This window comes from Comamonas sp. GCA5 (genome assembly GCF_036541385.1).
GTDB lineage: Bacteria > Pseudomonadota > Gammaproteobacteria > Burkholderiales > Burkholderiaceae_C > Comamonas > Comamonas aquatica.
In genome coordinates this window covers 20,786-43,476 of sequence record NZ_JAZHFR010000028.1, presented here as the reverse complement: position 1 = coordinate 43,476, position 22,691 = coordinate 20,786, and the positions used below count along the sequence as shown (strand labels likewise).

At 65.7% G+C, this 22,691-nt stretch carries 19 protein-coding genes and 4 pseudogenes; 14 read left to right on the top strand and 9 right to left on the bottom strand.

The features are described 5' to 3' along the window. Positions 1–260 (bottom strand): annotated as a pseudogene (locus SJH88_RS09065) (hypothetical protein); the annotation flags it as partial. 35 nt (positions 261–295) lie between these two features. After that, positions 296–1,521, bottom strand: a pseudogene (gene coaBC, locus SJH88_RS09060) (bifunctional phosphopantothenoylcysteine decarboxylase/phosphopantothenate--cysteine ligase CoaBC). Between the two features lie 108 nt (positions 1,522–1,629). Here coaBC and SJH88_RS09055 point away from each other — a divergent pair. The 5 genes from SJH88_RS09055 (at position 1,630) to SJH88_RS09035 (ending at position 6,547) form a co-directional block, all read left to right on the top strand. After that, complete coding sequence (locus tag SJH88_RS09055) at positions 1,630–3,276, top strand: CTP synthase (RefSeq protein ID WP_043379436.1); 1,647 nt, start codon at positions 1,630–1,632, stop codon at positions 3,274–3,276. A 150-nt stretch (positions 3,277–3,426) separates the two neighbouring features. Next, positions 3,427–4,284, top strand: a complete 858-nt coding sequence (kdsA, locus tag SJH88_RS09050; protein ID WP_042415380.1) for a 3-deoxy-8-phosphooctulonate synthase — start codon at positions 3,427–3,429, stop codon at positions 4,282–4,284. Between the two features lie 178 nt (positions 4,285–4,462). After that, positions 4,463–5,749, top strand: a complete 1,287-nt coding sequence (gene eno / locus SJH88_RS09045; RefSeq protein WP_274754268.1) for a phosphopyruvate hydratase — start codon at positions 4,463–4,465, stop codon at positions 5,747–5,749. Between the two features lie 63 nt (positions 5,750–5,812). Further along, positions 5,813–6,091 (top strand): septum formation initiator family protein, encoded by a 279-nt coding sequence (locus SJH88_RS09040; RefSeq protein ID WP_042415375.1) that lies wholly within the window; start codon positions 5,813–5,815, stop codon positions 6,089–6,091. Between the two features lie 51 nt (positions 6,092–6,142). After that, the gene (locus SJH88_RS09035; RefSeq protein WP_274754267.1) at positions 6,143–6,547 is read left to right on the top strand and encodes a hypothetical protein; all 405 of its coding nucleotides are present in this window, start codon (positions 6,143–6,145) and stop codon (positions 6,545–6,547) included. Between the two features lie 150 nt (positions 6,548–6,697). On the opposite strand, the gene hslO is transcribed toward SJH88_RS09035, so the two are convergent. Together hslO and SJH88_RS09025 are read right to left on the bottom strand one after the other, a co-directional pair. After that, complete coding sequence (hslO, locus tag SJH88_RS09030) at positions 6,698–7,690, bottom strand: Hsp33 family molecular chaperone HslO (protein WP_274754266.1); 993 nt, start codon at positions 7,688–7,690, stop codon at positions 6,698–6,700. Positions 7,691–7,732: 42 nt separating this feature from the next. Beyond that, a complete protein-coding gene (locus SJH88_RS09025) occupies positions 7,733–8,257 on the bottom strand; it encodes a gamma carbonic anhydrase family protein (protein ID WP_043379425.1) in 525 nt (174 codons plus the stop codon). Positions 8,258–8,304: 47 nt separating this feature from the next. On the opposite strand from SJH88_RS09025, the gene SJH88_RS09020 reads away from it, so the two are divergent. The 3 genes and pseudogenes from SJH88_RS09020 to SJH88_RS09010 all read left to right on the top strand — a co-directional run bounded on the left by SJH88_RS09020 (position 8,305) and on the right by SJH88_RS09010 (position 11,838). After that, complete coding sequence (locus tag SJH88_RS09020) at positions 8,305–9,105, top strand: ferritin-like domain-containing protein (RefSeq protein ID WP_274754265.1); 801 nt, start codon at positions 8,305–8,307, stop codon at positions 9,103–9,105. Positions 9,106–9,154: 49 nt separating this feature from the next. Beyond that, positions 9,155–10,414, top strand: coding sequence for an EAL and HDOD domain-containing protein (locus SJH88_RS09015; protein ID WP_274754264.1), 1,260 nt, complete (start codon positions 9,155–9,157; stop codon positions 10,412–10,414). A 120-nt stretch (positions 10,415–10,534) separates the two neighbouring features. Continuing rightward, positions 10,535–11,838 (top strand): annotated as a pseudogene (locus SJH88_RS09010) (EAL and HDOD domain-containing protein). A 73-nt stretch (positions 11,839–11,911) separates the two neighbouring features. Here SJH88_RS09010 and SJH88_RS09005 read toward each other — a convergent pair. The 3 genes from SJH88_RS09005 to SJH88_RS08995 all read right to left on the bottom strand — a co-directional run bounded on the left by SJH88_RS09005 (position 11,912) and on the right by SJH88_RS08995 (position 14,934). Beyond that, complete coding sequence (locus SJH88_RS09005; protein ID WP_409821092.1) at positions 11,912–12,892, bottom strand: Bug family tripartite tricarboxylate transporter substrate binding protein; 981 nt, start codon at positions 12,890–12,892, stop codon at positions 11,912–11,914. Between the two features lie 77 nt (positions 12,893–12,969). Further along, positions 12,970–13,893 (bottom strand): site-specific tyrosine recombinase XerD, encoded by a 924-nt coding sequence (xerD, locus tag SJH88_RS09000; RefSeq protein ID WP_274754263.1) that lies wholly within the window; start codon positions 13,891–13,893, stop codon positions 12,970–12,972. A gap of 78 nt (positions 13,894–13,971) precedes the next feature. Next, positions 13,972–14,934, bottom strand: a complete 963-nt coding sequence (locus tag SJH88_RS08995) for a tripartite tricarboxylate transporter substrate binding protein BugE (RefSeq protein WP_274754262.1) — start codon at positions 14,932–14,934, stop codon at positions 13,972–13,974. Between the two features lie 212 nt (positions 14,935–15,146). Here SJH88_RS08995 and SJH88_RS08990 point away from each other — a divergent pair. Both SJH88_RS08990 and SJH88_RS08985 read left to right on the top strand, forming a co-directional pair. Further along, positions 15,147–16,067: pseudogene (locus SJH88_RS08990) on the top strand (AEC family transporter). After that, entirely contained in the window at positions 16,064–16,702 is a 639-nt protein-coding gene (locus SJH88_RS08985; RefSeq protein ID WP_274754261.1) for an arylesterase, read from the top strand. Before SJH88_RS08990 ends, SJH88_RS08985 begins: the two are co-directional and overlap by 4 nt. A 92-nt stretch (positions 16,703–16,794) precedes the next feature. Here the strand turns inward: SJH88_RS08985 and queG are convergent, their stop codons facing one another. Beyond that, positions 16,795–17,853 carry a tRNA epoxyqueuosine(34) reductase QueG gene (gene queG / locus SJH88_RS08980; RefSeq protein ID WP_274754260.1) on the bottom strand — a complete coding sequence of 353 codons (1,059 nt, stop codon included), beginning with the start codon at positions 17,851–17,853 and terminating at the stop codon, positions 16,795–16,797. A 12-nt stretch (positions 17,854–17,865) separates the two neighbouring features. On the opposite strand from queG, the gene tsaE reads away from it, so the two are divergent. The 4 genes from tsaE (at position 17,866) to SJH88_RS08960 (ending at position 21,813) form a co-directional block, all read left to right on the top strand. Next, a complete protein-coding gene (gene tsaE, locus SJH88_RS08975; RefSeq protein ID WP_260675034.1) occupies positions 17,866–18,378 on the top strand; it encodes a tRNA (adenosine(37)-N6)-threonylcarbamoyltransferase complex ATPase subunit type 1 TsaE in 513 nt (170 codons plus the stop codon). Then, the gene (locus SJH88_RS08970) at positions 18,375–19,823 is read left to right on the top strand and encodes an N-acetylmuramoyl-L-alanine amidase (RefSeq protein WP_274754259.1); all 1,449 of its coding nucleotides are present in this window, start codon (positions 18,375–18,377) and stop codon (positions 19,821–19,823) included. Before tsaE ends, SJH88_RS08970 begins: the two co-directional genes overlap by 4 nt. Positions 19,824–20,025: 202 nt before the next feature. Further along, entirely contained in the window at positions 20,026–21,450 is a 1,425-nt protein-coding gene (locus SJH88_RS08965; protein WP_274754258.1) for a PepSY-associated TM helix domain-containing protein, read from the top strand. A 144-nt stretch (positions 21,451–21,594) separates the two neighbouring features. Beyond that, on the top strand, positions 21,595–21,813 hold the full coding sequence (locus SJH88_RS08960) for a glycine zipper domain-containing protein (RefSeq protein WP_042415334.1): 219 nt from the start codon (positions 21,595–21,597) through the stop codon (positions 21,811–21,813). 78 nt (positions 21,814–21,891) lie between these two features. Here SJH88_RS08960 and SJH88_RS08955 read toward each other — a convergent pair whose 3' ends face one another. Beyond that, positions 21,892–22,539, bottom strand: a complete 648-nt coding sequence (locus SJH88_RS08955; RefSeq protein ID WP_043379668.1) for a DedA family protein — start codon at positions 22,537–22,539, stop codon at positions 21,892–21,894. Between the last annotated feature and the right edge of the window lie 152 nt (positions 22,540–22,691).

The window sequence follows — 22,691 nt, the reverse complement described above, 5'->3', positions numbered from 1 at the left end:
TGGCAGGCCTCGGGCCTGGCTGGCTCGTGTGCCTGCTTCTGGGCCTGGGCCAAGCTGGCCGCCTGGGCCGGCTCGCGCACCCGCTTCAGCACGGAGCCCGGTTGGGCCCCGGGGGACAGCACCTCGCCGGAGAAATCGCTGCGGCTGGCCTCCCGCAGCACCCGCCCCAGGCTCTGGTGCAGCGGGCTGGCGCGCAGCAGTTCATCGACGTAGCGCGCATAGTCGCCGCCGCGGGGGCCTTCGTAATTGGACGTTGACATGGGTTTCAGCCTCGCAGGTATCGGTGGAGTGCGCCTCAGGCGCGGGGTGCCAGTGGCAGGCGCCGGGCCAGCTCCTGCACCAGTTGCACGCCCAGCGCGGCCTTGCTGGCCCGCGGCAGCTCGCGGTGCCCCTGGGCATCGACCAGCAGCAAGGCATTGTCGTCCTGACCGAAGGTGGCCGGGCCGATATTGCCGACCAGCAAGGGCACGCCCTTGCGCACCCGCTTGGCCGTAGCGTGCTGCAGCAGGTCGTGGCTTTCGGCGGCAAAGCCGACACAGTACAGCGCTCCGCTTTGGGCACGTGGCGACTGGGCGACGCTGGCCAGGATGTCCGGGTTCTCGACAAACGCCAGCGCGGGCACATCGCCCGTGCCGTCCTTCTTGATCTTCTGGTCGCTGGCATTCGCCGGGCGCCAGTCGGCCACGGCGGCCGTGGCGATGAAGATACTGGCCTGGTCGGCCTGGGACTGCACCGCAGCCAGCATCTGCCGGGCCGACTGCACATTGATGCGCTGCACGCCGCGCGCGTGGGCAGGTGCACGGGGCCGGCCACCAGGGTCACCGCGGCGCCCGCCGCCTGCGCGGCCGCGGCGATGGCAAAGCCCATCTTGCCGCTGGACAGGTTGGTGATGCCGCGCACCGGGTCAATGGCTTCGAAGGTGGGGCCGGCCGTGATCAACAGCCGGTGCCCGGCCAGCAGCTTGGGGGCGAAGCAGGCGGCGATGTCCTCCAGCAGTTCCTCGGGCTCCAGCATGCGGCCATCACCGGTTTCGCCGCAGGCCTGGTCACCCACGCCAACCCCCAGCACCTGCGCGCCATCGGCGGCGGCCTGGGCAAAATTGCGCTGCGTGGCAGGGTGAGCCCACATCTCGCGGTTCATGGCCGGGGCCAGCAGCAGCGGCACCCGCTCGGTCGGCCGGGCCAGGCACATCAGGCTGAGCAGCTCGTCGGCACGGCCCTGGGCCAGCTTGGCGACGAAATCGGCGCTGCAGGGGGCGATGACGATGGCATCGGCCTCGCGGCTGAGGTTGATGTGGGGCATGTTGTTGCCCTCGCGCGCATCCCACTGCGAGGTGTAGACCGTGCGGCCCGACAGGGCTTGCATGGTCACCGGGGTGATGAACTGCTCGGCCGCTTCGGTCATCACCACCTGCACGGCGGCGCCGGCCTTGGTCAGCAGGCGGCATAAATGTGCTGTTTTGTAACAGGCAACGCCCCCGGAGAGGCCCAGAACAATGTGTTTGCCAGCGAGTTCTTGCATGGCGCGAATGTAGCAGAGGCCACGGGGCTGATTGCCCCAGCTTTCAGCGGCAGTTTCTGGCCGGCACCTATAATTCGTCTTTACCACCACCATAAAAACGAACAAGACATGACCAAATTCGTCTTCGTCACAGGCGGTGTGGTGTCTTCCCTGGGCAAGGGAATCGCCTCAGCCTCCCTTGCTGCGCTGCTCGAGTCGCGCGGCCTGAAAGTCACCCTCATCAAGCTGGACCCGTACATCAACGTGGACCCCGGCACGATGTCCCCCTTCCAGCACGGCGAAGTGTTCGTGACGGACGATGGTGCGGAAACCGACCTGGATCTGGGCCACTACGAGCGTTTCATCGAAACGCGCATGCGCCAGTCCAACAATTTCACCACCGGTCGCATCTACCAGAGCGTGCTGGAAAAAGAGCGTCGCGGTGACTACCTGGGCAAGACCGTGCAGGTCATCCCCCACATCACCAACGAAATCCAGGAATACGTCAAGCGCGGCGCCGGCATCGGCACCGACGACGCCGTGGATGTGGCCATCTGCGAAATCGGCGGCACCGTGGGTGACATCGAGTCCCTGCCCTTCCTGGAAGCCGTGCGCCAGCTGTCCCTGAAGCTGGGCCAGAACAATTCGGCCTTCGTGCACCTGAGCTACCTGCCCTACATCGCAGCCGCCGGTGAACTCAAGACCAAGCCCACCCAGCACACCGTGCAGAAGCTGCGCGAAATCGGCATCCAGCCCGATGCGCTGCTGTGCCGCGCCCAGTACGCCGTGCCCGATGAAGAACGCGAGAAGATTTCGCTGTTCACCAACGTGCAGGAATGGGGCGTGATCTCCATGTGGGACGTGGACACCATCTACAAGGTGCCCCGCATGCTGCACGAGCAGGGCCTGGACGGCCTGATCTGCGACAAGCTGCGCCTGAACACCGCGCCGGCCAACCTCAAGCGCTGGGACGATCTGGTCTACGAAACCGAGCACCCCCAGGGCGAAGTGCAGGTGGCCATGGTCGGCAAGTACGTGGAACTGTCCGACGCCTACAAGTCGGTCAACGAAGCGCTCAAGCACGCCGGCCTGCGCAACCACACCCGCGTGAAGATCACCCACATCGACTCGGAAACCATCACCGACGCCAACGCCAAGGAACAGCTGTCCAAGTACGACGCCATCCTGGTGCCCGGCGGCTTTGGTTCGCGCGGTGTGGAAGGCAAGATCTCGACCGCCAAGTTCGCCCGTGAAAACAAGGTGCCCTACCTGGGCATCTGCCTGGGCATGCAGGTGGCCACCATCGAATACGCCCGCCACAAGGCCGGCCTGGAAGGCGCCAACTCCACCGAGTTCGATCCCCACACGCCCAACCCCGTGATCGCGCTGATCACCGAGTGGAAGGACGAGGACGGCACCATCAAGACGCGTGACGCCAACTCCGACCTGGGCGGCACCATGCGCCTGGGCGCCCAGTCGTCCGACGTGCAGCCCGGCACCCTGGCCCACAGCATCTACGGCGACGTGGTGACCGAGCGCCACCGCCACCGCTACGAAGCCAACGTGCAGTACCTGGACCAGTTGCGCGCAGCCGGTCTGGTGATCTCCGCGCTGACGCAGCGCGAGCAACTGACCGAGATCGTGGAACTGCCCAAGGACGTCCACCCCTGGTACATCGGCGTGCAATTCCACCCCGAGTTCAAGTCCACGCCCTGGAACGGCCACCCGCTGTTCAACGCCTTCATCAAGGCGGCCATGGACCAGAAGAAGGCCTGATCCCGGCATCCGGGACAAGTCTGAAAAAAGGAGCTGCCAGCGCTTGAAACGCAATGACTTCAGCATCATTTAAAGCTGAAGTCATTGCATCACCTGCGCAAGCAGCTTTGATTTTTGAAGCATGCACCGCATGCCATAAAGGAACACCCCATGAAACTCTGCGGCTTCGACATTGGTCTGGACCAGCGCTTCTTCCTGATTGCCGGCCCCTGCGTGGTCGAGTCCGAGCAACTGCAGATGGACGTGGCGGGCCAGCTCAAGGAGATCACCTCCGCGCTGGGCATCAACTTCCTGTTCAAGAGCAGCTTCGACAAGGCCAACCGTTCCTCGGGCACCAGCTTCCGTGGCCCCGGCATGGAAAAGGGCCTGGAGATCCTGGCCAAGGTGCGCAAGGAGATCGGCGTGCCCGTGCTGACCGACGTGCACACCGTGGAGGAAATCCCCCACGTGGCATCGGTGGTCGACATGCTGCAGACCCCCGCCTTCCTGTGTCGCCAAACGGACTTCATCCGCGCCGTGGCCCAGTGCGGCAAGCCGGTCAACATCAAGAAGGGCCAGTTCCTGGCACCGCATGACATGAAGAATGTCATCGACAAGGCGCGCGCCGCCGCCATCGAAGTGGGCCAGGACCCCGACATGTTCACCGCCTGCGAACGCGGCGCCAGCTTTGGCTACAACAACCTGGTCAGCGACATGCGCTCGCTGGCCATCATGCGCGAGACCGGCGCCCCCGTGGTGTTCGACGCCACGCACAGCGTGCAGTTGCCCGGCGGCAACGGCACCAGCAGCGGCGGCATGCGCGAGATGGTGCCCGTGCTGTCGCGCGCGGCCGTGGCCGTGGGCGTGGCGGGCCTGTTCATGGAAACCCACCCCGATCCCTGCAACGCCCTGAGCGACGGCCCCAACGCCGTGCCCCTCAAGCACATGAAGGCCTTGCTGGAGACTTTGGTGGCGCTGGACGACGTGACCAAGCGCCACGGTTTCCTGGAAAACCACTTTTCCGCCTGAGTTTGCGTAAGATGCGCAGCGCGCGTGACGTGATTGAATCTTGAAGCGAGAAAGCACGCTCTGTGGGCGTGCTTTTTCACATCCGCTCAAAGCATGCCTGGCCGCATGGGGCGAACCACCACCCGACCCCACCGCCACGCCTGCCGCCCCGTTTTAAAAACCTTCCGAGGAAAACACCATGAGTGCAATCGTTGACATCGTAGGACGTGAAGTCCTGGACAGCCGCGGCAACCCCACCGTCGAATGCGACGTGCTGCTGGAATCTGGCGTGATGGGCCGTGCGGCCGTGCCATCGGGCGCGTCCACCGGCTCGCGCGAAGCGATCGAGCTGCGTGACGGCGACAAGGGCCGTTACCTGGGCAAGGGCGTGCTCAAGGCCGTGGACAACATCAACGGCGAGATCGCTCAGGCGGTGATCGGTCTGGACGCGTCGGAACAGGCGTTCCTGGACAAGACCATGATCGACCTGGACGGCACCGAGAACAAGAGCCGCCTGGGCGCCAACGCCATGCTGGCCGTGTCCATGGCCGTGGCCCGCGCCGCTGCTGAAGAAGCCGGCCTGCCCCTGTACCGCTACTTCGGCGGCATGGGCGGCGTGCAACTGCCCGTGCCCATGATGAACGTGATCAACGGCGGCGCCCACGCGAACAACTCGCTGGACCTGCAAGAGTTCATGATCATCCCCGTGGGTGCCCCCACCTTCCGTGAAGCCGTGCGCTGGGGCGCCGAAGTGTTCCACGCGCTGAAGGCCATCATCCACCACAAGGGCATGTCCACCGCCGTGGGCGACGAAGGCGGTTTCGCACCTTCCGTGGAAAACCACGAAGCCGCGATCCAGCTGATCATCGAAGCCATCGAAAAGGCCGGTTACACCCCCGGCGAGCAGATCGCCCTGGGCCTGGACTGCGCCGCTTCCGAGTTCTACAAGGACGGCATGTACGTGCTGGAAGGCGAAGGCAACATGACGCTGAACGCCGCCCAGTGGACCGACATGCTGGCCGGCTGGTGCGACAAGTACCCCATCATCTCCATCGAAGACGGCATGCACGAAGGCGACTGGGACGGCTGGAAGATCCTGACCGAGCGCCTGGGCGCCAAGGTGCAACTGGTGGGTGACGACCTGTTCGTGACCAACACCAAGATCCTGAAGGAAGGCATCGACAAGAAGATCGCCAACTCCATCCTGATCAAGATCAACCAGATCGGCACCCTGACCGAGACCTTCGCCGCCATCGAGATGGCCAAGCGCGCCGGCTACACCGCCGTGATCTCGCACCGCTCGGGCGAAACCGAAGACAGCACCATCGCCGACATCGCCGTGGGCCTGAATGCGGGTCAAATCAAGACCGGCTCGATGAGCCGTTCGGACCGCATCGCCAAGTACAACCAGCTGCTGCGCATTGAGGAAGACCTGGGCGACGTGGCCGTGTACCCTGGCCGTGACGCTTTCTATAACCTGCGTTAATCTTCGGGCTCACCCCCTGCACCAGAACCGGGGCCAACTGGCCCCGGTTTTTTGAATCCACCCATGGTTTCTCGCATCGTCACCGTCGTCTTGCTGAGCCTGCTGGCCATTACCCATGCCCAGTTGTGGCTGGGTGCGGGCAGCATGGACCGCGTGGCCGAACTGCGCGCCCAGATCAACGAACTGCACGCCACCAACGCGCAGGCCCGCAAGGAAAACGAGCGCCTGTCGTCCGAGGTCGCCGACCTGCGCGACGGCCAGGACAGCATCCAGGAAAAGGCACGCAGCGAGCTGGGCATGGTCCGCCCCAACGAGATTTACGTGCAGATCATGCGCCGCTGAGGGCGCCCGGTCTGCCCTTCCTGCCTTCGGGCCCCCCGCTTGCGCCAGCCCTTGCCTCCTGCCCCCCGCATCCTGTTGTGCGCCAGCGCAGCCCACTGCGCCCAGGTGCTGCACGCCGCCGCCCAGGCCCGTGTGCCGCTGCACGGACTGCAGCCGCTGACGCACTGGCCCATGCCGGCCATGCCGGCAGACAGTCTGCTGCTGTGGGCCCTGCTGCCTACCGGCGCGCCCGATGCAGCACTGCGCCTGGAAGCCGCCTGGCGCGCCGAACACCTGTCGCACAGCCCCTGGCCGGTCCACATGCTGTACGGCAACGCCGCGCAACAGGCCCAGCAACTGCGCCCCTGGATCACCACGCCCGCCCAGGGCAATGCCCCCCATCTGCAGGACGACTGCCAGGAGTGCCTGGACGCCGCCAGCGAACACCAGCTGTTCCAGCACCTGCTGCAGCGCTGAGCGCCAGCGCGGCCACGTTAGGCATAAAAAAAATAGCTGCCTGCGCTTGTTGGCCCTGGATTTCCGATCTCTTGAAACCGGAAATCCAAGCACACCGCGCGCTGGCAGCTATCTTTCATGCAGCACCCTGCGGGTGCCGCGGCCCCTGAATTACTGCACCGAGGACGAGCCAGGTGCCTGGTGCTGCGCGGCCGTGAACAGCTGGGCCGCATCCACCGCGTCAAAGCGGTACTGGGCGCCGCAGTAGTCGCAGCCGACTTCCACATGTCCCTGCTCCTGCACCACCTGCGCCACTTCCTCCTGGCCCAGGTTGCGCAGCATGTCTTCCACGCGTTCGCGGCTGCAGGTGCAGGCGAAGTGCGGGCCCTGGTCACCGTCCTGGGGCACGAAGCGCAACAGCTTCTCCTCCCAGAACAGGCGGCGCAGGATGGTGTCCACATCCAGCCCCAGCAGCTCGTCGCGCGTCAGGCTGGCAGCCAGCGTGGCGATGCGGTTGTAGTCCTCGCTGGCGCCGATGGCGTCCTGCTCGTCCTGGCGGCTCTCGGTGGCCCCGGCCAGGTTGTCCTGGCCCTTGAGCGGCATGCGCTGGATCATCAGGCCCGCCGCCACCTCGTCGTTGGCGGCCAGCACGATGCAGGTGTCCAGCTGTTCGGACTGGCGCATGTAGTGCTGCAGTACTTCGGAAATCTTCTCGAACGGCTCGCCGTCCATGCCCTGCAGCGGCACCACGCCCTGGTAAGGCTGCTGGCCCGGCAAGCGGTCCTTGGGATCCAGCGTGATGGCGCAGCGCCCGCCCCCCTGTAGGTTGACCAGCTCCGCCAGCTCCGCGCCCGCAGGCACGGCGCCATGCACCGAGGCCGTGGCGCGCAGCGCCAGGTTGGACTGCACCTCGGCCACGGCCACCTTGACCGGGCCGTCACCGAAGATTTGGAACACCAGAGCGCCATTGAACTTGATGTTGGACTGCATCAGCACGCTGGCCGCCGCCATCTCCCCCAGCAGCTCGCGCACGGGGGCCGGATAGGCCCCGGTGTCGGTGTTGCTGGCGCGACGCTGGAGGATGTCCTTCCAGGCATCGGTCAGTCGCACGATCATGCCGCGCACCGGCAGGCCATCGAATAGGAATTTGTGGAGTTCAGACACGCTGTGTGTATCCCAGTCAGTGATTGCTGTAAGTGCCGGGCCTCAGCCCAGCTTGCGCAGCCCCGCCTTGAAGCGGCGCGCATTCTCGATATAGTGCTGCGCACTGCGGCGCAGACCTTCCATCTGCTCGGGGGTGAGCTGCCGGACCACGCGGGCCGGACTGCCGATGATCATCGATCCATCCGGAAACTCCTTGCCTTCGGTCACCAGCGCACCTGCACCCACCAAGCAGTTTTTGCCAATTTTCGCCCCGTTGAGCACGATAGCGCCAATTCCGATCAAGGACTCGTCGCCGATCGTGCACCCGTGCAGCATGACCTGATGGCCCACGGTCACGTGTCGGCCAATCGCCAAAGGCATGCCGAAATCGGCGTGCAGCACACTGGCGTCCTGCACGTTGCTGCCTTCGCCGATGCTGATGCTGTCCGTATCCCCGCGCACCACGGTGCCAAACCAGACGCTGGCGTCGGCGCCAATCTGCACCTTGCCCATCACCTGGGCGCTGTCGGCGATCCAGGCGCTGTCTGCCACCTCGGGCACCAGTTCTTCCAATGCGTATACGGCCATGCTGTGTCTCCTGTTTTTGTCTGCGCGGGAAAATTAGAATTGTAGGTATGGAGCTTCGACAACGCGCCCTTGAGGTTTTGTGCCTCTGCGACCCCATCCACAAAGCGACGGCTGCTATGGAAATGTTTGCGCACAGCGCACAGTTCTCCATCGCCCCGACCGCGCCCGCCCTGCCGGCCGGCTGCCACCTGCCCGGGCATCCGCAGCGCCCGGTGCTGCGCCACCACACCGAAGTGGCCCGCCGCTCCCCAGCCACCCTGGAGGGCCGCATCACCCTGATGCACGCGATCGCGCACATCGAATTCAACGCCATCAACCTGGCCCTGGACGCCATCTGGCGCTTTGATGCCATGCCTGCGGCCTACTACCAAGATTGGTTGCAAGTGGCTGGTGAGGAAGGTAAGCATTTTTTACTGATCCGCGACTGGCTTTTGGCCCAGAACCACGACTACGGCGACTTCCCAGCGCACCAGGGACTGTGGACCATGTGCGAGAAAACCGCACACGACATCACCGCCCGCATGGCCCTGGTTCCGCGCACGCTGGAGGCGCGTGGACTCGACGCCACGCCCCAGATCCAGGCCAAGCTGCGCCAGGCCGGCACCCCCGATGCCTGGGCCGCCGTGGAGATCCTGGATGTCATCCTGCGCGAGGAGGTCGGCCATGTGGCCATCGGTAACCATTGGTATCGCTTCTTATGCCAGCGCAATGATATGGATCCGCAATCGCACTACACTGCATTGGCTCTGAAATACGAAGCGCCTCGCCCTCGCCCACCGTTCAATACCCAGGCCCGACAGGCCGCAGGGTTTACCGACGAAGAGCTGGCCTGGCTGGAACAGCACTGACATGCTGGATTCACCGACCACCCAGATTACGCAACGCCAACCCGCAGACATGTCCGTTTTTGCCCCCGTCCCGCCCTCATCCACGCCTGTTGCTCATGCCGGTTCTCTCACGATTGCACGCCAGGCCATCGTGAATGTGGAAAAGGATGTGATTGGCTACGAGCTGTTCAACCGCTCCCGCGCTCCAGCCGAACACACGGCGGCCACCGACGTCATCCTGCTGTTCACTGCCATGTCCCATGCCGGCCGCGAAGACCTGGTGGGCACCAAGCTGCTGTTCGTCAACAGCACGCACGAAAGCCTGGCCGGTGGGCACCTGGAGTTGCTCAACCCCGAGAAAGTGGTGCTCGAGGTCGAGCCCCTGGGCCATGTCGCCGCCACCGAGGCAGTGGCCCGCCTGCCGATCCTGCGTGGCCTGCGGGAACGCGGCTTCAAGCTGTCCTTCAACCACACCGTGCTGGAATCGGCCTACGCCACCTGGCTGCCGCTGGCGGACTTCATCAAGCTGGACCTGACCGTGCTGCGCCCCGAGCAACTGGCCGTGCTGGTGAACTACGCGGCGCGCCACTCCACGGCCCAGCTGATTGCCACCAAGGTCGAGACCCCGCAGCAGTTCGACCTGCTCAAGAGCATCGGCGTCTCCCTGTTCCAGGGCTACTGGTTCTCGCGCCCTGCCGTGGTTGAGACCAAGCTGCTGGCACCCAACCAGGCCAGCATCATCCAGCTCATCAACCTGCTGCGCCGCCAGGCCAGCACCGATGAGATCGAGGAAGTGCTGAAGAAGGACGCCGGGCTGGCCTTCAACCTGATGCGCCTGATCAATTCCGCCGGTTTTGGCACCGCGCGCGAAATCACCTCGTTCCGCCAGGCCGTGATGATCATGGGCCTGAAGAAGCTGTTCCGCTGGGCGGCCCTGCTGCTCACCGCATCCAAGTACGGCAACACCAGCGCCTCGATCGGCCACACCGCCGTCATCCGTGGCCGCCTGATGGAACTGCTGGCCCTGGAGTTCATGAGCGAGGAAGAGGCGGAGCAGGCCTTTGTGGTCGGCATCTTCTCGCTGCTGGATGCCATGCTCAGCATCCCCATGCAGGATGCGCTGCAGCTGATCAACATCCCGACCGCCGTGCGCGACGCCCTGCTCAAGCACGAGGGCATCTTTGGCGAGCTGCTGCAGCTGGCCGAAGCCTGTGAAAGCAGCGATGACCTGGCCTTCGACCACTCGGCCTCGGTGCTCCAGCTCACCAGCCAGCAGATCAACTGGGCCCACCTGCAGGCCCTGGCCTGGTGCGACCAGATCACGCAATAAACCTGCGGGACATCACGTACGGAATACCGGTCGCCACGGTGTTGCCAATCCAGTACAGTGGGGCACCAGAGCCTGTTGCACCCACTACCATTGGCGGTTATCAGCTGCCCGCAAAGGCCCATGACCGCGTACACACCACCGATGACCTCTGATTCCAGTGCCTACCCGACCGCTCCCGCCCTGCCTGCCGGCGTGACCGATGACTCCGTGTCCATGATTGGCCGCCAGGCCATTCTGAACGAGCGCCGCGAAGTTTTTGGCTATGAGCTGTTCGATCGCACAACCGCCGTGGATGCGCACACGGCCGCCAGTGACGCGGCCCTGCTGTTCAACGCCCTGTCGTATGCCGGCACCGAGGCACTGGTCGGACGCAAGCTGGTGTTCGTCAACTGCACCCACGAGAGCCTGGTGGGCGGCCACCTGGAGCTGATCCACCCCGACAAGGTGGTGCTGGAAGTGCCCACCCTGGGCGATGACGCCACGCCCGAAGAGATTGCCGCCCTGATCCCCGTGCTCCAAAGCCTGCGCCAGCGCGGCTTTCGCCTGGCGTTCGACCAGAACCTGCTGCGCCGCGCCTACGTGCACTGGCTGCCGATGGCAAGCTTCATCAAGCTCGACATGCTGAGCTTCCCGGTCGAGAGTGCCGAAGCGCTGGTGAAATTTGCCCAGACCCACACCACGGCACAGATCGTGGCGGAGAAGGTGGAGACCCAGGAACAGTTCGATCTGATGCACTCGCTGGGCGTGCGCCTGTTCCAGGGCTTCTGGTTCGCCCGCCCCGATGTGGTGTCCGCCAAGACCGTGCGCCCCTCGCAAGGCACCATCTTGCAATTGCTCAACCTGGTGCGCAGCCAGAGCAGCACGGCAGAGATTGAGGAAGTGCTCAAGAAGGACCCCACGCTGTCCTTCAACCTGCTGCGCTTCATCAACTCCTCGGGCTTCGGCCTGTCCTGCGAAATCACCTCGTTCCGCCATGCGGTCATGATCCTGGGGCTCAAAAAGCTGTTCCGCTGGGCCGCTCTGCTGATGACCACCTCCGCGCGGGGGCACCGGCCCCTGCCGTCGGCCAGACCGCCGTGGTACGCGGTCGCCTGATGGAGCTGCTGGCCGCCGAGATGCTGTCCACGGAGGAAGTCGACAATGCCTTCGTGGTCGGGGTGTTCTCCCTGCTCGACGTGATGCTGGGCATTCCCATGGACAAGGCGCTGAGCTCGATCGCCCTGCCCCAGACGGTCCAGGATGCCCTGCTGCACAAGACGGGGGTCTACGCCCCCTTCCTGGAGCTGGTGCTGGCCTGCGAGAACGGCGACGACGAAGTCTTTGCCCGCACCTCCGAAGCCCTGCACCTGTCCAACCACCAGGTCAACTGGGCGCACCTGCAGGCCCTGGCGTGGGCCGACAACCTGGCCGACGACGTCGGCTAAGCCGGCACACCACGCCACCGCACATAAAAAAGCCACCTTTGCGGTGGCTTTTTCACGGCCTCGCGGCGCTGCATCACTGCGCGCGCAGGTTGGCGGCCTTGATGATGCGGGCGTTGTTGGCCGACTCTTGCGCAATCTGCTTGGCAAAGGTCTGCGCATCGCCTCCGGTTGGAACGTTGTCCGAAGCCTTGAGCTTGGCCTGGATGTCAGGCTCGGTCAATGCCTTGTTGAACTCTTTGTTCAAACGCTGCAGCACGGCCTGTGGTGTCTTGCCCGGGGCAAAGATGCCGAACAGCGAAGTGGAATTGGCTTCAGGAAAGCCCAGCTCTGCCAGTGTGGGGACCTGCGGCAGCGATTCCAGGCGCTGCGGTGCGCCCACGGCCAGGGCCTTGAGCTTGCCGGCCTGGATGTGCTGCATCACGGTGGGGCCGGCATTCGTCGACAACACCTCAAACTGCCCGCCCAGGGCATCGTTGAGCTGCTGGCCACCGCCCTTGTAGGGGATGTGCGTGATGTCCACCTTGCTGCTGTACTTCACCTGCTCCAGCACGATGTGCCCCAGGGATGCCAGACCAGCGGTCGCCCAGCGCACCGCCCCGGGATGGCTCTTGGACTCTGCCAGCAAGGCCTGGAAGCTGGACGCACGGTTGGCGGAGGTGCCCAGGATCAGCACTGGCGAATACATCACGCTGACCACGGGGGCCAGGTCCTTTTGCGGATCGAACGGCACCGCGCCCAGGTGCGGGTTCAGGGCCACGGGGCTGATGGCGGCAAAGCCGATCGTGTAGCCATCGGGGGCCGCCTTGGCCACGGCATCCAGGCCAATCGTGCCACCGGCACCAGCCTTGTTCTCCACCACGATGGGGGTGGCCAGTTGCACGCTGAGCTTCTCCCCCAGGGCACGCGCCACCGTGTCGCTCACGCCCCCACCGGGGTAGGCCACCACGATGCGGATCGGTTTGCTGGGCCAGGGTGCGGTCTCAGCCCAGGAAATGGCGGGTGCTGCAGCAGACAGCAGTGCGGCGGCCAACAGGCCGCGGCGCATGGCGTTCATGATCGTTACTCCGTATTGACAAACCAGTCTTTGATTTTGCATGAAGATTAATTTACCTTAATCCACATCAAGGCCGCTTAAGCTCCTCCGCCACGCGGGTGGTGCTGGGCATGCAGTTGCTGCAGGCGCTCGCGCGCCACATGCGTGTAGATGGTGGTCGTCGAAATATCGGCATGCCCCAGCAGCATCTGCACCACGCGCAAATCCGCGCCATGGTTGAGCAAATGCGTGGCAAAGGCATGGCGCAGCGTGTGGGGCGACAGCGGGGCCGTGATGCCCGCCACCTGGGCATATTTCTTCACCAGCACCCAAAACATCACCCGCGTCATGCCGCTGCCACGCTGGGTGACGAACAGGTCACTCGTGCTTTGGCCATGCAGGATGGCGGCACGGGCCTCCTGCAGATAACGCAGCAGCCAGGCCTGCGCCTCCTCGCCAAACGGCACCAGACGCTCCTTGCGGCCCTTGCCCTCGGTGCGCAGCACGCCGGCCGGAATGTCCAGATGGTGCATCTGCAACCCCACCAGCTCGCTCACCCGCAGGCCGCTGGCATACATCAGCTCCAGCATGGCGCGGTCCCGCAGCCCCAGGGACGTGGTGACATCCGGCGCCAGCAGCAAGGCTTCCACCTGGGCCTGGGTCAGGGTGTGGGGCACGCGCAGTGGCTTCTTGGCGGCCAGCAGGCGCACCGTGGGATCGCTCTGGATGCGGCGTTCGCGCAAGCCCCAGTGGAAATAGCGGCGCAGCACGCTCAGCCCACGGTTGCTGGACACGGCCTTGACGCCCTGCACATGGCGCGCCTGCAAAAAGGCCTGCAGGTGCGACTCCTGCGCCGCATCCAGCGTACAGGCTGCATCGGTCTGCGCCAGAAATTGCGCGCAGGCCGTCAGATCCCGGCGGTAGGCCTGCAAGGTGTTAGCGGACAGGCCATCCTCCAGAAACAGGGATTCGATGAAGTCATCGATGGCCGATAGGCTGGCCTGCAGGGTTGCATCACTCATGGTCAGCGATTGTGGGCGATAAAAAAAGGCGCGGCCCCTATAGGGCAGCGCCTTGGTACCCGGGGACCGATCAGGTCCTCATTCCAGCGTCAGCTTCTGCTCGACCACGACCTTTTTGTAGGTCTCGTACTCCGCCTTGATCTGCTGGGCAAACTCTTCCGGCGAATTGCCGATCACCAGCGAGCCCGTGTCTTCGATGCGCTTGATCACGGCGGGGTCGTGCAGCACCTTCTTGACGGCGGCATTCAGCTTGTCGACCACGTCCTTGGGCATGCCCTTGGGACCCACGATACCGTAGTAGGCCATGCGGTTCACGGGCTCCAGACCCACTTCCTTGAAGGTGGGCACATCGGGCAGCACCGCCAGGCGCGAGGGCGCGGCCACAGCGATCGGCAGCAGGCGCTTGTCCTTGATGAACGGCAGCGCCGAAGGCAGGTTGTCCAGAATCATGGGCACCTGGCCCGCCACCGTGTCGTTCAGCGCGGGGCCCGCGCCACGGTAGGGAATGTGGGTGATGAAGGTGCCGGTCAGGCTCTTGTACAGCTCCATCAGCATGTGCTGGATGCCCCCGGTGCCCGAGGAGGCGTACGAGAACTTGCCCTGGGAAGCCTTCAGCGTGGCCAGGAAATCCTTGTGGTTGGTGGGACCGAACTTGGGGTTCACGGCCAGCACATTCGGTGTGGCCGCGATGTTGATCACGGGGGTGAAGTCCGTGAGGGTGTTGTAGGGGATCTTGGGATTGATGGCGGGGTTGGTGGCCGTGGTGGACACCGTGGCAATCCCCAGCGCATAGCCGTCCGGCGCGGCGCGCGAGGTCTCCAGCGCGCCGATCACGCCGCCGCCACCGCCCTTGTTTTCCACGATCACGGTTTGCCCCAGCTCACGCCCCAGAGGCTCCGCCATCACGCGCGCAATGATGTCCGTCGTGCCGCCGGGGGCAAACGGCACCAGCAGCTTGATGGGTTTCGTGGGATAGGTTTGTGCCATGGCGACAGAACCCACCAGCGCGAATGCAAGGCCAATGCAGGTGCGACGATTCATAGGTCTGGGACTCCTCACGTTGTAAGTTTGGGTACAGCATTGGATGCTAAAGGACGCACTTTCCCAGCGGGCAGGCAGGCAACGGCTTTTTTCTCAGTAGATTCCCGGTAACACTTTGTGCATGCCTGCGACCTAAGAACTGTCGCCGGTGCGCCAGCGCGGCAACACTCCAGACCCGCCGGCGGCGCCCGTCCAGAGTAAGCTGTGCGCCCGTGAATTACGCCCAACTCCTCTTCCCCGACTTTGCCCTCATCTTGCTGGGCTATCTGCTGTGCCGCTTCAGCCCGCTGAACCGCCCCATCTGGCAGGGGGCGGAAGCCCTGGTGTACTACCTGCTGTTCCCGGTGCTGCTGTTCCACTCCATCGTCAAAAGTCCGCTGGACTGGGCCACCACCTCCAGCCTGATCGCGGCGGGCGTCACCTCGGGGCTGGCGGGCATCGCGCTGGCCTACAGCCTGCCGTAGTGGCCCGGGCTGCGCCGCCACATCAGCACGCGCGACCATGCCGGCGCCGCGCAGGTGGCGTTCCGCTTCAACTCCTTCATCGGCCTGGCGCTGGCGGACCGGCTGGCGGGCGCCCAGGGGCTGCTGTTCATTTCCGTGCTCATCGGTTTTTGCGTGCCGATGTTCAACATTGCGGCGGTGTGGCCTATGACGCGCGAGGGCCAGCACAGCTTCTGGGGCCAGCTGATCCGCAACCCGCTGATCGTCGCCACGGTCTGCGGCCTGTGCGCCAACCTGCTGGGCTTTCGCATGCCCACCTGGCTGGAGCCGCCGGTGGCGCGCATTGGCGCGGCCTCCATCGCCCTGGGCCTGATGTCGGCCGGCGCCGGCATGCAGCTGGGCCTGCTCACGCACGCCAAGCGCCTGAGCGTCGGCGTGCTGGGCATCCGGCACCTGCTCCAGCCCCTGATCGCGCTGGGCGCCATCCATGTGTTTGGCCTGCAGGGCGAGCAGGCGCTGGTGCTGCTGTTGTTTTCGGCCCTGCCCACGGCCTCGACCTGCTATGTGCTGGCGGCACGCATGGGCTATAACGGACCGTATGTCGCCGGCCTGGTCACGCTGTCCACCATCCTCGGTGTGCTCAGCCTGCCCTATGCCTTGTCCCTGACGTCCTTGCTGCCCACGCCATGATTCCACGCCGCACCGCCCTGCTCGCCCTGTTGTCGACATCGGTCCTGCTGGCCTGCGGTGCCAAGACGCCCCCGGCAGCCGCCGTGCCGGCCGGTGCCAGCGTGCTGGCCCTGGGGGATTCGCTGACCGCCGGGGTCGGCGCCCGCCCTGGCGAGGACTGGCCCAGCCTGCTGGCCGAGAGTACGGGCTGGGAGGTGACCAACGCCGGGGTCTCCGGCGACACCAGCGCACAAGGCCTGGCGCGCCTGCCGGCCCTGCTGCAGGAGCATGCCCCGCGCCTGGTGATCGTGGGACTGGGCGGCAACGATTTTCTGCGCCGTGCCGCGCCCGGCACCACGCGCGAGGCCCTGGCGCAGATCGTGCGCAGCATCCAGGCTGCCAACGCCCAGGCGGTGCTGGTGGCCATACCCCAGCCCAGCCTGATGGCCGCCGGGGGCGCCACGCCCAGCGATCACCCGCTGTACCAGGATCTGGCCCAGGAACTGAAGGTGCCGCTGATCGCCAACCTCTGGGGCCCCATCCTGGGCGATGCCGGCCTGCGAGCCGACCAGGTGCACGCCAACGCCCAAGGCTACGCGGCCTTTGCCCAGTCGCTGGAGCAGGCCCTGCGCCGCCAGGGCTTGCTGGCACATTGATGGAAAAAGTGAGCGTGCTGCGCTTGCACAGCGGCCGTTTGACAGCTATTTATTAATGAAACGCTTGCGCCACATGCGCAGGCCGCTCTTTTTTATTCGTCCGCAGCTTGCGCCAACGCCCACTGCACGTGCTCGCGCACCAGGGCGCTGTCGTGCGTGGCCCGCGCCTGCAGCGCCTGGCGCAGCGCCGCCCGGGCATCGGCCTGGGGCTCTGCGCACAGCGCATTGCCCAGGGCCACGGCGATGTTGCGCAGCCAGCGTTCATGGCCGATGCGGCGGATGGGGCTGCCCTCGGTGCAGCGCAGGAACGTGGCCTCGTCCCAGCCGAACAGCTGCACCAGGGTGCTGCCGACCATGCCGCCGCGCACATCGAAGTCCGGCAGTGGGCTGCGCTGGGCAAACTTGTTCCACGGGCAGGCCAGCTGGCAATCGTCGCAGCCGTAGATGCGGTTGGCCATCAGGGGACGCAACTCCTGCGGGATCGCCCCGTCGTGCTCGATGGTCAGGTAGGAGATGCAGCGCCGCGCGTCCACGCGGTGCGGCGCAACGATGGCGCCCGTGGGGCAGGCATCGATGCAGCTGCTGCAACTGCCGCAGTGCGCGGTGACCGGCGCCGTCTCAGGCAGCGCCAGGTCCACATAGATTTCCCCCAGGAAGAACATGGAACCCGCATCGCGGCTCAGCACCAGCGTGTGCTTGCCGCGCCAGCCCTGGCCACTGCGGCGCGCCAGCTCGGCCTCCATCACCGGCGCCGAATCCGTGAAGGCGCGGTGCCCCAGCGGGCCGACCTCCTGCGCAATGCGCTCGGCCAGCTTCTGCAGCCGGTTGCGCAGCACCTTGTGGTAGTCCCGCCCGCGGGCATAGACCGAGACGATGGCCTCCTGCGGGCGCTGCAACCGCGCCCATTCCACGGCCTGCCAGTCCTGGGGCGTGCTGTCCGGCAGGTAGTCCATGCGCGCCGTGATCACGCTGACCGTGCCCGGCACCAGCTCCGCCGGGCGTGCGCGCTTGAGGCCGTGGGCCTGCATGTACTGCATCTGGCCGTGGAAGCCCTGGGCCAGCCATTGCAGCAGCCCGTCCTCACAAGACGACAAATCCACGCCGGACACGCCGATTTGGGAAAATCCCAGCTCGCGGGCCCAGTCCTGCATCAAAGGAACCAATTGACTGCTGCACACCATAACCCTTCGATTGTAGAAAGCGGCCCGGCCGACGAGCGCGTGCTCACCTGGCAAGACGAGACGGCGACTGCGGCTTTTGCCGCTGCGCTGGCGGCCCTGCCCGAAGCCCGCAACGCCTACATCACCTTGCACGGCGACCTGGGCGCCGGCAAGACCACGCTGGTGCGCCACCTGCTGCGCAGCCTGGGGGTGGCCGGCCGCATCAAAAGCCCTACCTACGCCGTGGTGGAGCCGCACGAAGCCCCGGGCCTGGACATCTGGCACTTTGACTTCTACCGTTTCGACGATCCGCGCGAATGGGAAGATGCAGGTTTTCGTGACATTTTTGCGGCAGAGGGCCTGAAACTGGCAGAATGGCCGGAAAAGGCTGCTGCGCTGACACCGCCAGCGGACCTAGCTATTCATATTGAAGCAATTGACGAAACCCAGCGCCGCGTCACTCTGCGCACCAGCACAGAGCGCGGGCGGCGCATGCTGCAGCACTGGCCCCAATGAGCGACGACGCCGCGCACCCCCTGTTCACCGCCTACCGTCCCAACCGCCGCACCCTGCTGCAAGCCGGTAGCCTGGCCCTGCTGCTGGCGGGCAAGCAGCAAATCGCCTTCGGCGCCTCCATCATGGCGGTGCGCGTGTGGCCCGCCGAAGACTATTCGCGCGTCACCCTGGAGTCCGATGTGCCCCTGGTGGCCAAGCAGACCCTGATCCAATCACCACCCCGGCTGGCCGTGGACATCGAGGGCCTGCAGCTCAACAGCGCCCTCAAGGAACTGGTGGCCAAGGTGCGGCCGGACGACCCGAACATCGCGGCCATCCGCGTGGGGCAGAACAGCCCGAACGTGGTGCGCCTGGTGATCGACCTCAAGCAGGATGCCGTGCCCCAGGTGTTCTCGCTCAAGCCCGTGGCCAGCTACCAGCACCGGCTGGTGTTCGACCTCTACCCCTCCAAGCCCATGGACCCGCTGGAGGCGCTGATCCAGGAGCGGCTGCGCGATGCCAGCAGCCACCCCGACCTGCCACCGGTCCTCAGCCCCAGCCCCTCCGCACCGGCCCAGGACCCGCTGGGCGACCTGATCGCCAAGCACAGCCAGCCCAACGCCGCCCCCCCCACGCCGGCAGCCCCAGCGACCTCGACGGCGACGGCGCCCACACCGGCTGCCCCGGCGTCCAAAACACCGGGCAGCTCCATGACCGCCAGCCCCGCGCCGGCGCGCAAGACCGACCGCATCATCATCGTGGCGCTGGACCCCGGCCATGGCGGCGAGGACCCCGGCGCCGTCGGCCCCAAGGGCACCTATGAGAAGGACGTGGTCCTGAAGATCGCCAAGCTGCTGCGCGACCGCATCAACAAGAGCACGGTCAACGGCAGCCCCATGCGGGCCTACATGACGCGCGACGGTGACTTCTTCGTGCCCCTGGGCGTGCGCGTGCAAAAGGCGCGCCGCGTGCAGGCCGACCTGTTCATCAGCATCCACGCCGATGCCTTCACCCGCCCTTCGGCCGCCGGTGCCAGCGTGTACGCGCTCAGCCACAAGGGGGCCTCCAGCACGGCGGCCCGCTGGCTGGCGGACAAGGAAAACCAGGCCGACCTGGTCGGCGGCCTGAACGTGCGCAGCCAGGACAAGGGCGTGCAGGAAATGCTGCTGGACATGAGCACCACCGCCCAGATCAACGACAGCCTGAAGCTGGGCACCGCCCTGCTGACGCAGATCGGCGACTTTGCCCGGCTGCACAAGCCCCGCGTCGAACAGGCGGGCTTTGCCGTGCTCAAGGCGCCGGACATTCCCAGCGTGCTGATCGAAACCGCCTTCATCAGCAACCCCGATGAAGAGCAGAAGCTGCGCAGCCCCACCTACCAGGTCAAGCTGGCCGACGCCATGATGGACGGCATCCGCCAGTACTTCATCAAAAACCCGCCGCTGGCCCGTTCCCGGACGGTCTGAGGCGCGCCGGCGCGGGCCGCCCGCCGTGGGTGCGGCAGCCCCGCTCCTCCAGGTCCGACCACGGCGCCACGCCCGTGCCACCTGGGCCGTCGACGGACACCGGGGAACCTTTTGGGCTGGCGCGCGGGTCCAGCACAGGCTGCGTACGCCCTGTGGCCTGCGCCTCCCTCCACCGCCCTCCACCGCCCTCTTTGCATCGCCCATGACACCGCCCTCCCCAGCCCCTGCCAACCCCGCGGCACGCCCACGGATCCACACCGACGTCTACCGCGCCGTCTGGCGCTGGCACTTCTATGCTGGCCTGCTGGTCCTGCCCTTCCTCATCTGGCTGGCGGTCACCGGCGGGCTGTTTGTGTTCAAGGACACGATCGACGATGCCTTCCACCGGGAGCTGCGCTTTGCCAGCGCCAGCACCCAGCCAATTCAGCCCAGCAGCCAGCTGATCGCCGCCGCCTTGAACGCGCACCCTGGCAGCTTCGTGAAGTACACCGGCCCGGCCACGCCCGGGCGCACGGCGGAAGTCGGCATCGCCACCGCGCAGGGGCGGCTGCTGGTCTATGTGGACCCCAGGGAAGGCACGGTGCGCGGCGCATTGCCTGAAGGCGGCAGCGTGGCCTGGACCATCCGCAAGCTGCACAGCCTGAAGTATTTCGGCAGCATCGCCCGGGGCGCGATCGAGATCGCCGCCGGATGGGCCATCCTGCTGGTGCTGACCGGCCTGTACCTGTGGTGGCCGCGCGGGCGCACCCAGGGTGTCGTGTCCGTGCGCGGCACGTCCACGCAGCGCGTGTTCTGGCGCGACCTGCATGCCGTGACCGGCCTCTTCGTCGGGGCTGCGCTGCTGTTCCTGGCGATCACCGGCATGCCCTGGTCGGTGTTCTGGGGTGCCAAGGCCAATCAACTGGCCAACGGCCACAACTTCGGCTATCCGGTCGGGGTGCGCGTGCAGGTGCCCATGTCCCAGGCCCGGCTGAGCGACCACACGACCACTGCCTGGTCGCTGCAGCAGGCACAGATTCCGCAGTCCGGGCCCACCGACCAGGACGCCCATGCGGGCCACGCAGGCCATGCCGCAGCCATGCCCGCCAGCCCCGCGCCCACACAGGCCGACGGTACCCTCGGCTGGGATACGGCCATCGCCATCTTCGACCGCCTGGGGATTGCACAGGGCTACACGGTACAGCCCCCCAAGGGCACGACCGGCGTCTATTCGGCCTCGATCTACCCGCACGACCTGGACCAGCAGCGTGTGATCCACATCGACCAGTACAGCGGCCTGCCCCTGGTCGACATGCGCTACCAAGACTATGGCCCCCTGGGGCGGTGGCTGGAATGGGGCATCAATGTCCACCTGGGCCAGGAATTCGGCGTGCTGAACCAGGTCGTGCTGGTGATGGCATGCCTGGCCATCGTCCTGCTGTGCGTCAGTGCGGGCACCATGTGGTGGAAACGCCGGCCGGCCAAGGGCTGGGGCGTGCCTCCCCAGCCGCAGGATGCCCGCAGCCTGTGGGGCGTCACCGCCTTGCTGGCCGTGGGCGGTGTGTTGTTCCCCCTGGTTGGGGCTTCGTTCCTGGTCATCGCACTGCTGGACCGCTGGCTGTGCCGCCCCGCGCAGCCGGCCGCCTAGGCATCCACCACCCCAACGCTGGCCGCCCCTAGGTGGGGCAGGCACAGGCTCCCTGGACCTACAGGCCTGTGCAAGCACGCCCGACGCCGGGCACGGCGCACGCCCCGGATACTGCAGGGACTTGTGAATGACAGGAGTTCAAGCATGCAACAACCACACACTTGGCTGACCGCCCTGGCACTGACCACCACCCTGGCCCTGGGTGGCTGCGCCAACAACCAGCAACTGGGCACCGGCGTGGGGGCCGTGGCAGGGGGTCTCGTCGGCGATGCCGTGCTTGGCGGCACCATCGGCACCCTGGGCGGTGCGGCAGCTGGTGCCGTGATCGGCAACCAAATCGGCAAGAACCAAGACCAGAAATGACCGTGCGCCGCCTGGGAGCGCACAAACAAAAAGCCGACCTGGGTCGGCTTTTTTGATGGCTGGGCACCCGTGCGCGGGTCAGGCCTGCGGCGTCTGTCGCCCGGTCTTCCAGCCGCCATACAGCGCCACCACACCCGGGATCAGGATCAACGCCCAGATGATGGTTTCCAGGTGCTCACGCACCCACAGCAGATTCCCGAAGAAATAGCCTGCCGAGACAATCCCCAGCACCCACAGCAAGGCGCCAGCCACATTGAACACGCTGAACTTGCCGCGCGACATGTGGGCCACGCCCGCCGCGAAGGGCACAAAGGTTCGGATAAAAGGCATGAAGCGCGCCAGGATGATGGTCACGCCACCATAGCGTTCATAAAAAGCATTGGCCTTGTCAAAGGCTGCACGGTTGAACCAGCGTGAATTTTCCCAGCGAAAGACCTGGGGACCAACCATGCGCCCCACCGTGTAGTTGCACTGGTCCCCCAGAATGGCGGCCGCCAGCAAAATGCCGCAGGCCAGCGGGAAATGCAGCATGCCCACACCGGCCATGGCGCCCACAATGAACAGCAGCGAATCCCCGGGCAGGAACGGCATCACCACCAGGCCGGTTTCGACAAACACGATCAGGAACAGCAGCGCGTAGACCCACGCGCCATAGGCCACGACCAAGGCCTCCAAGTGCTTGTCGATATGCACAATGAAGTCGATCAACAACGAGACGATTTCCACCACAACATCCTCAAAGTCCAGCCTGCACCGTGTGCGGACCAGCATTCAAACAAGGCGTTAATGTAGTCCCATGCGCAGCCCGTGCGGACCGCGGCGGGGCGAGTGATGCCCCTGCCGGGCACACACTCCGACAAGCGCTGCAACAACCTGCA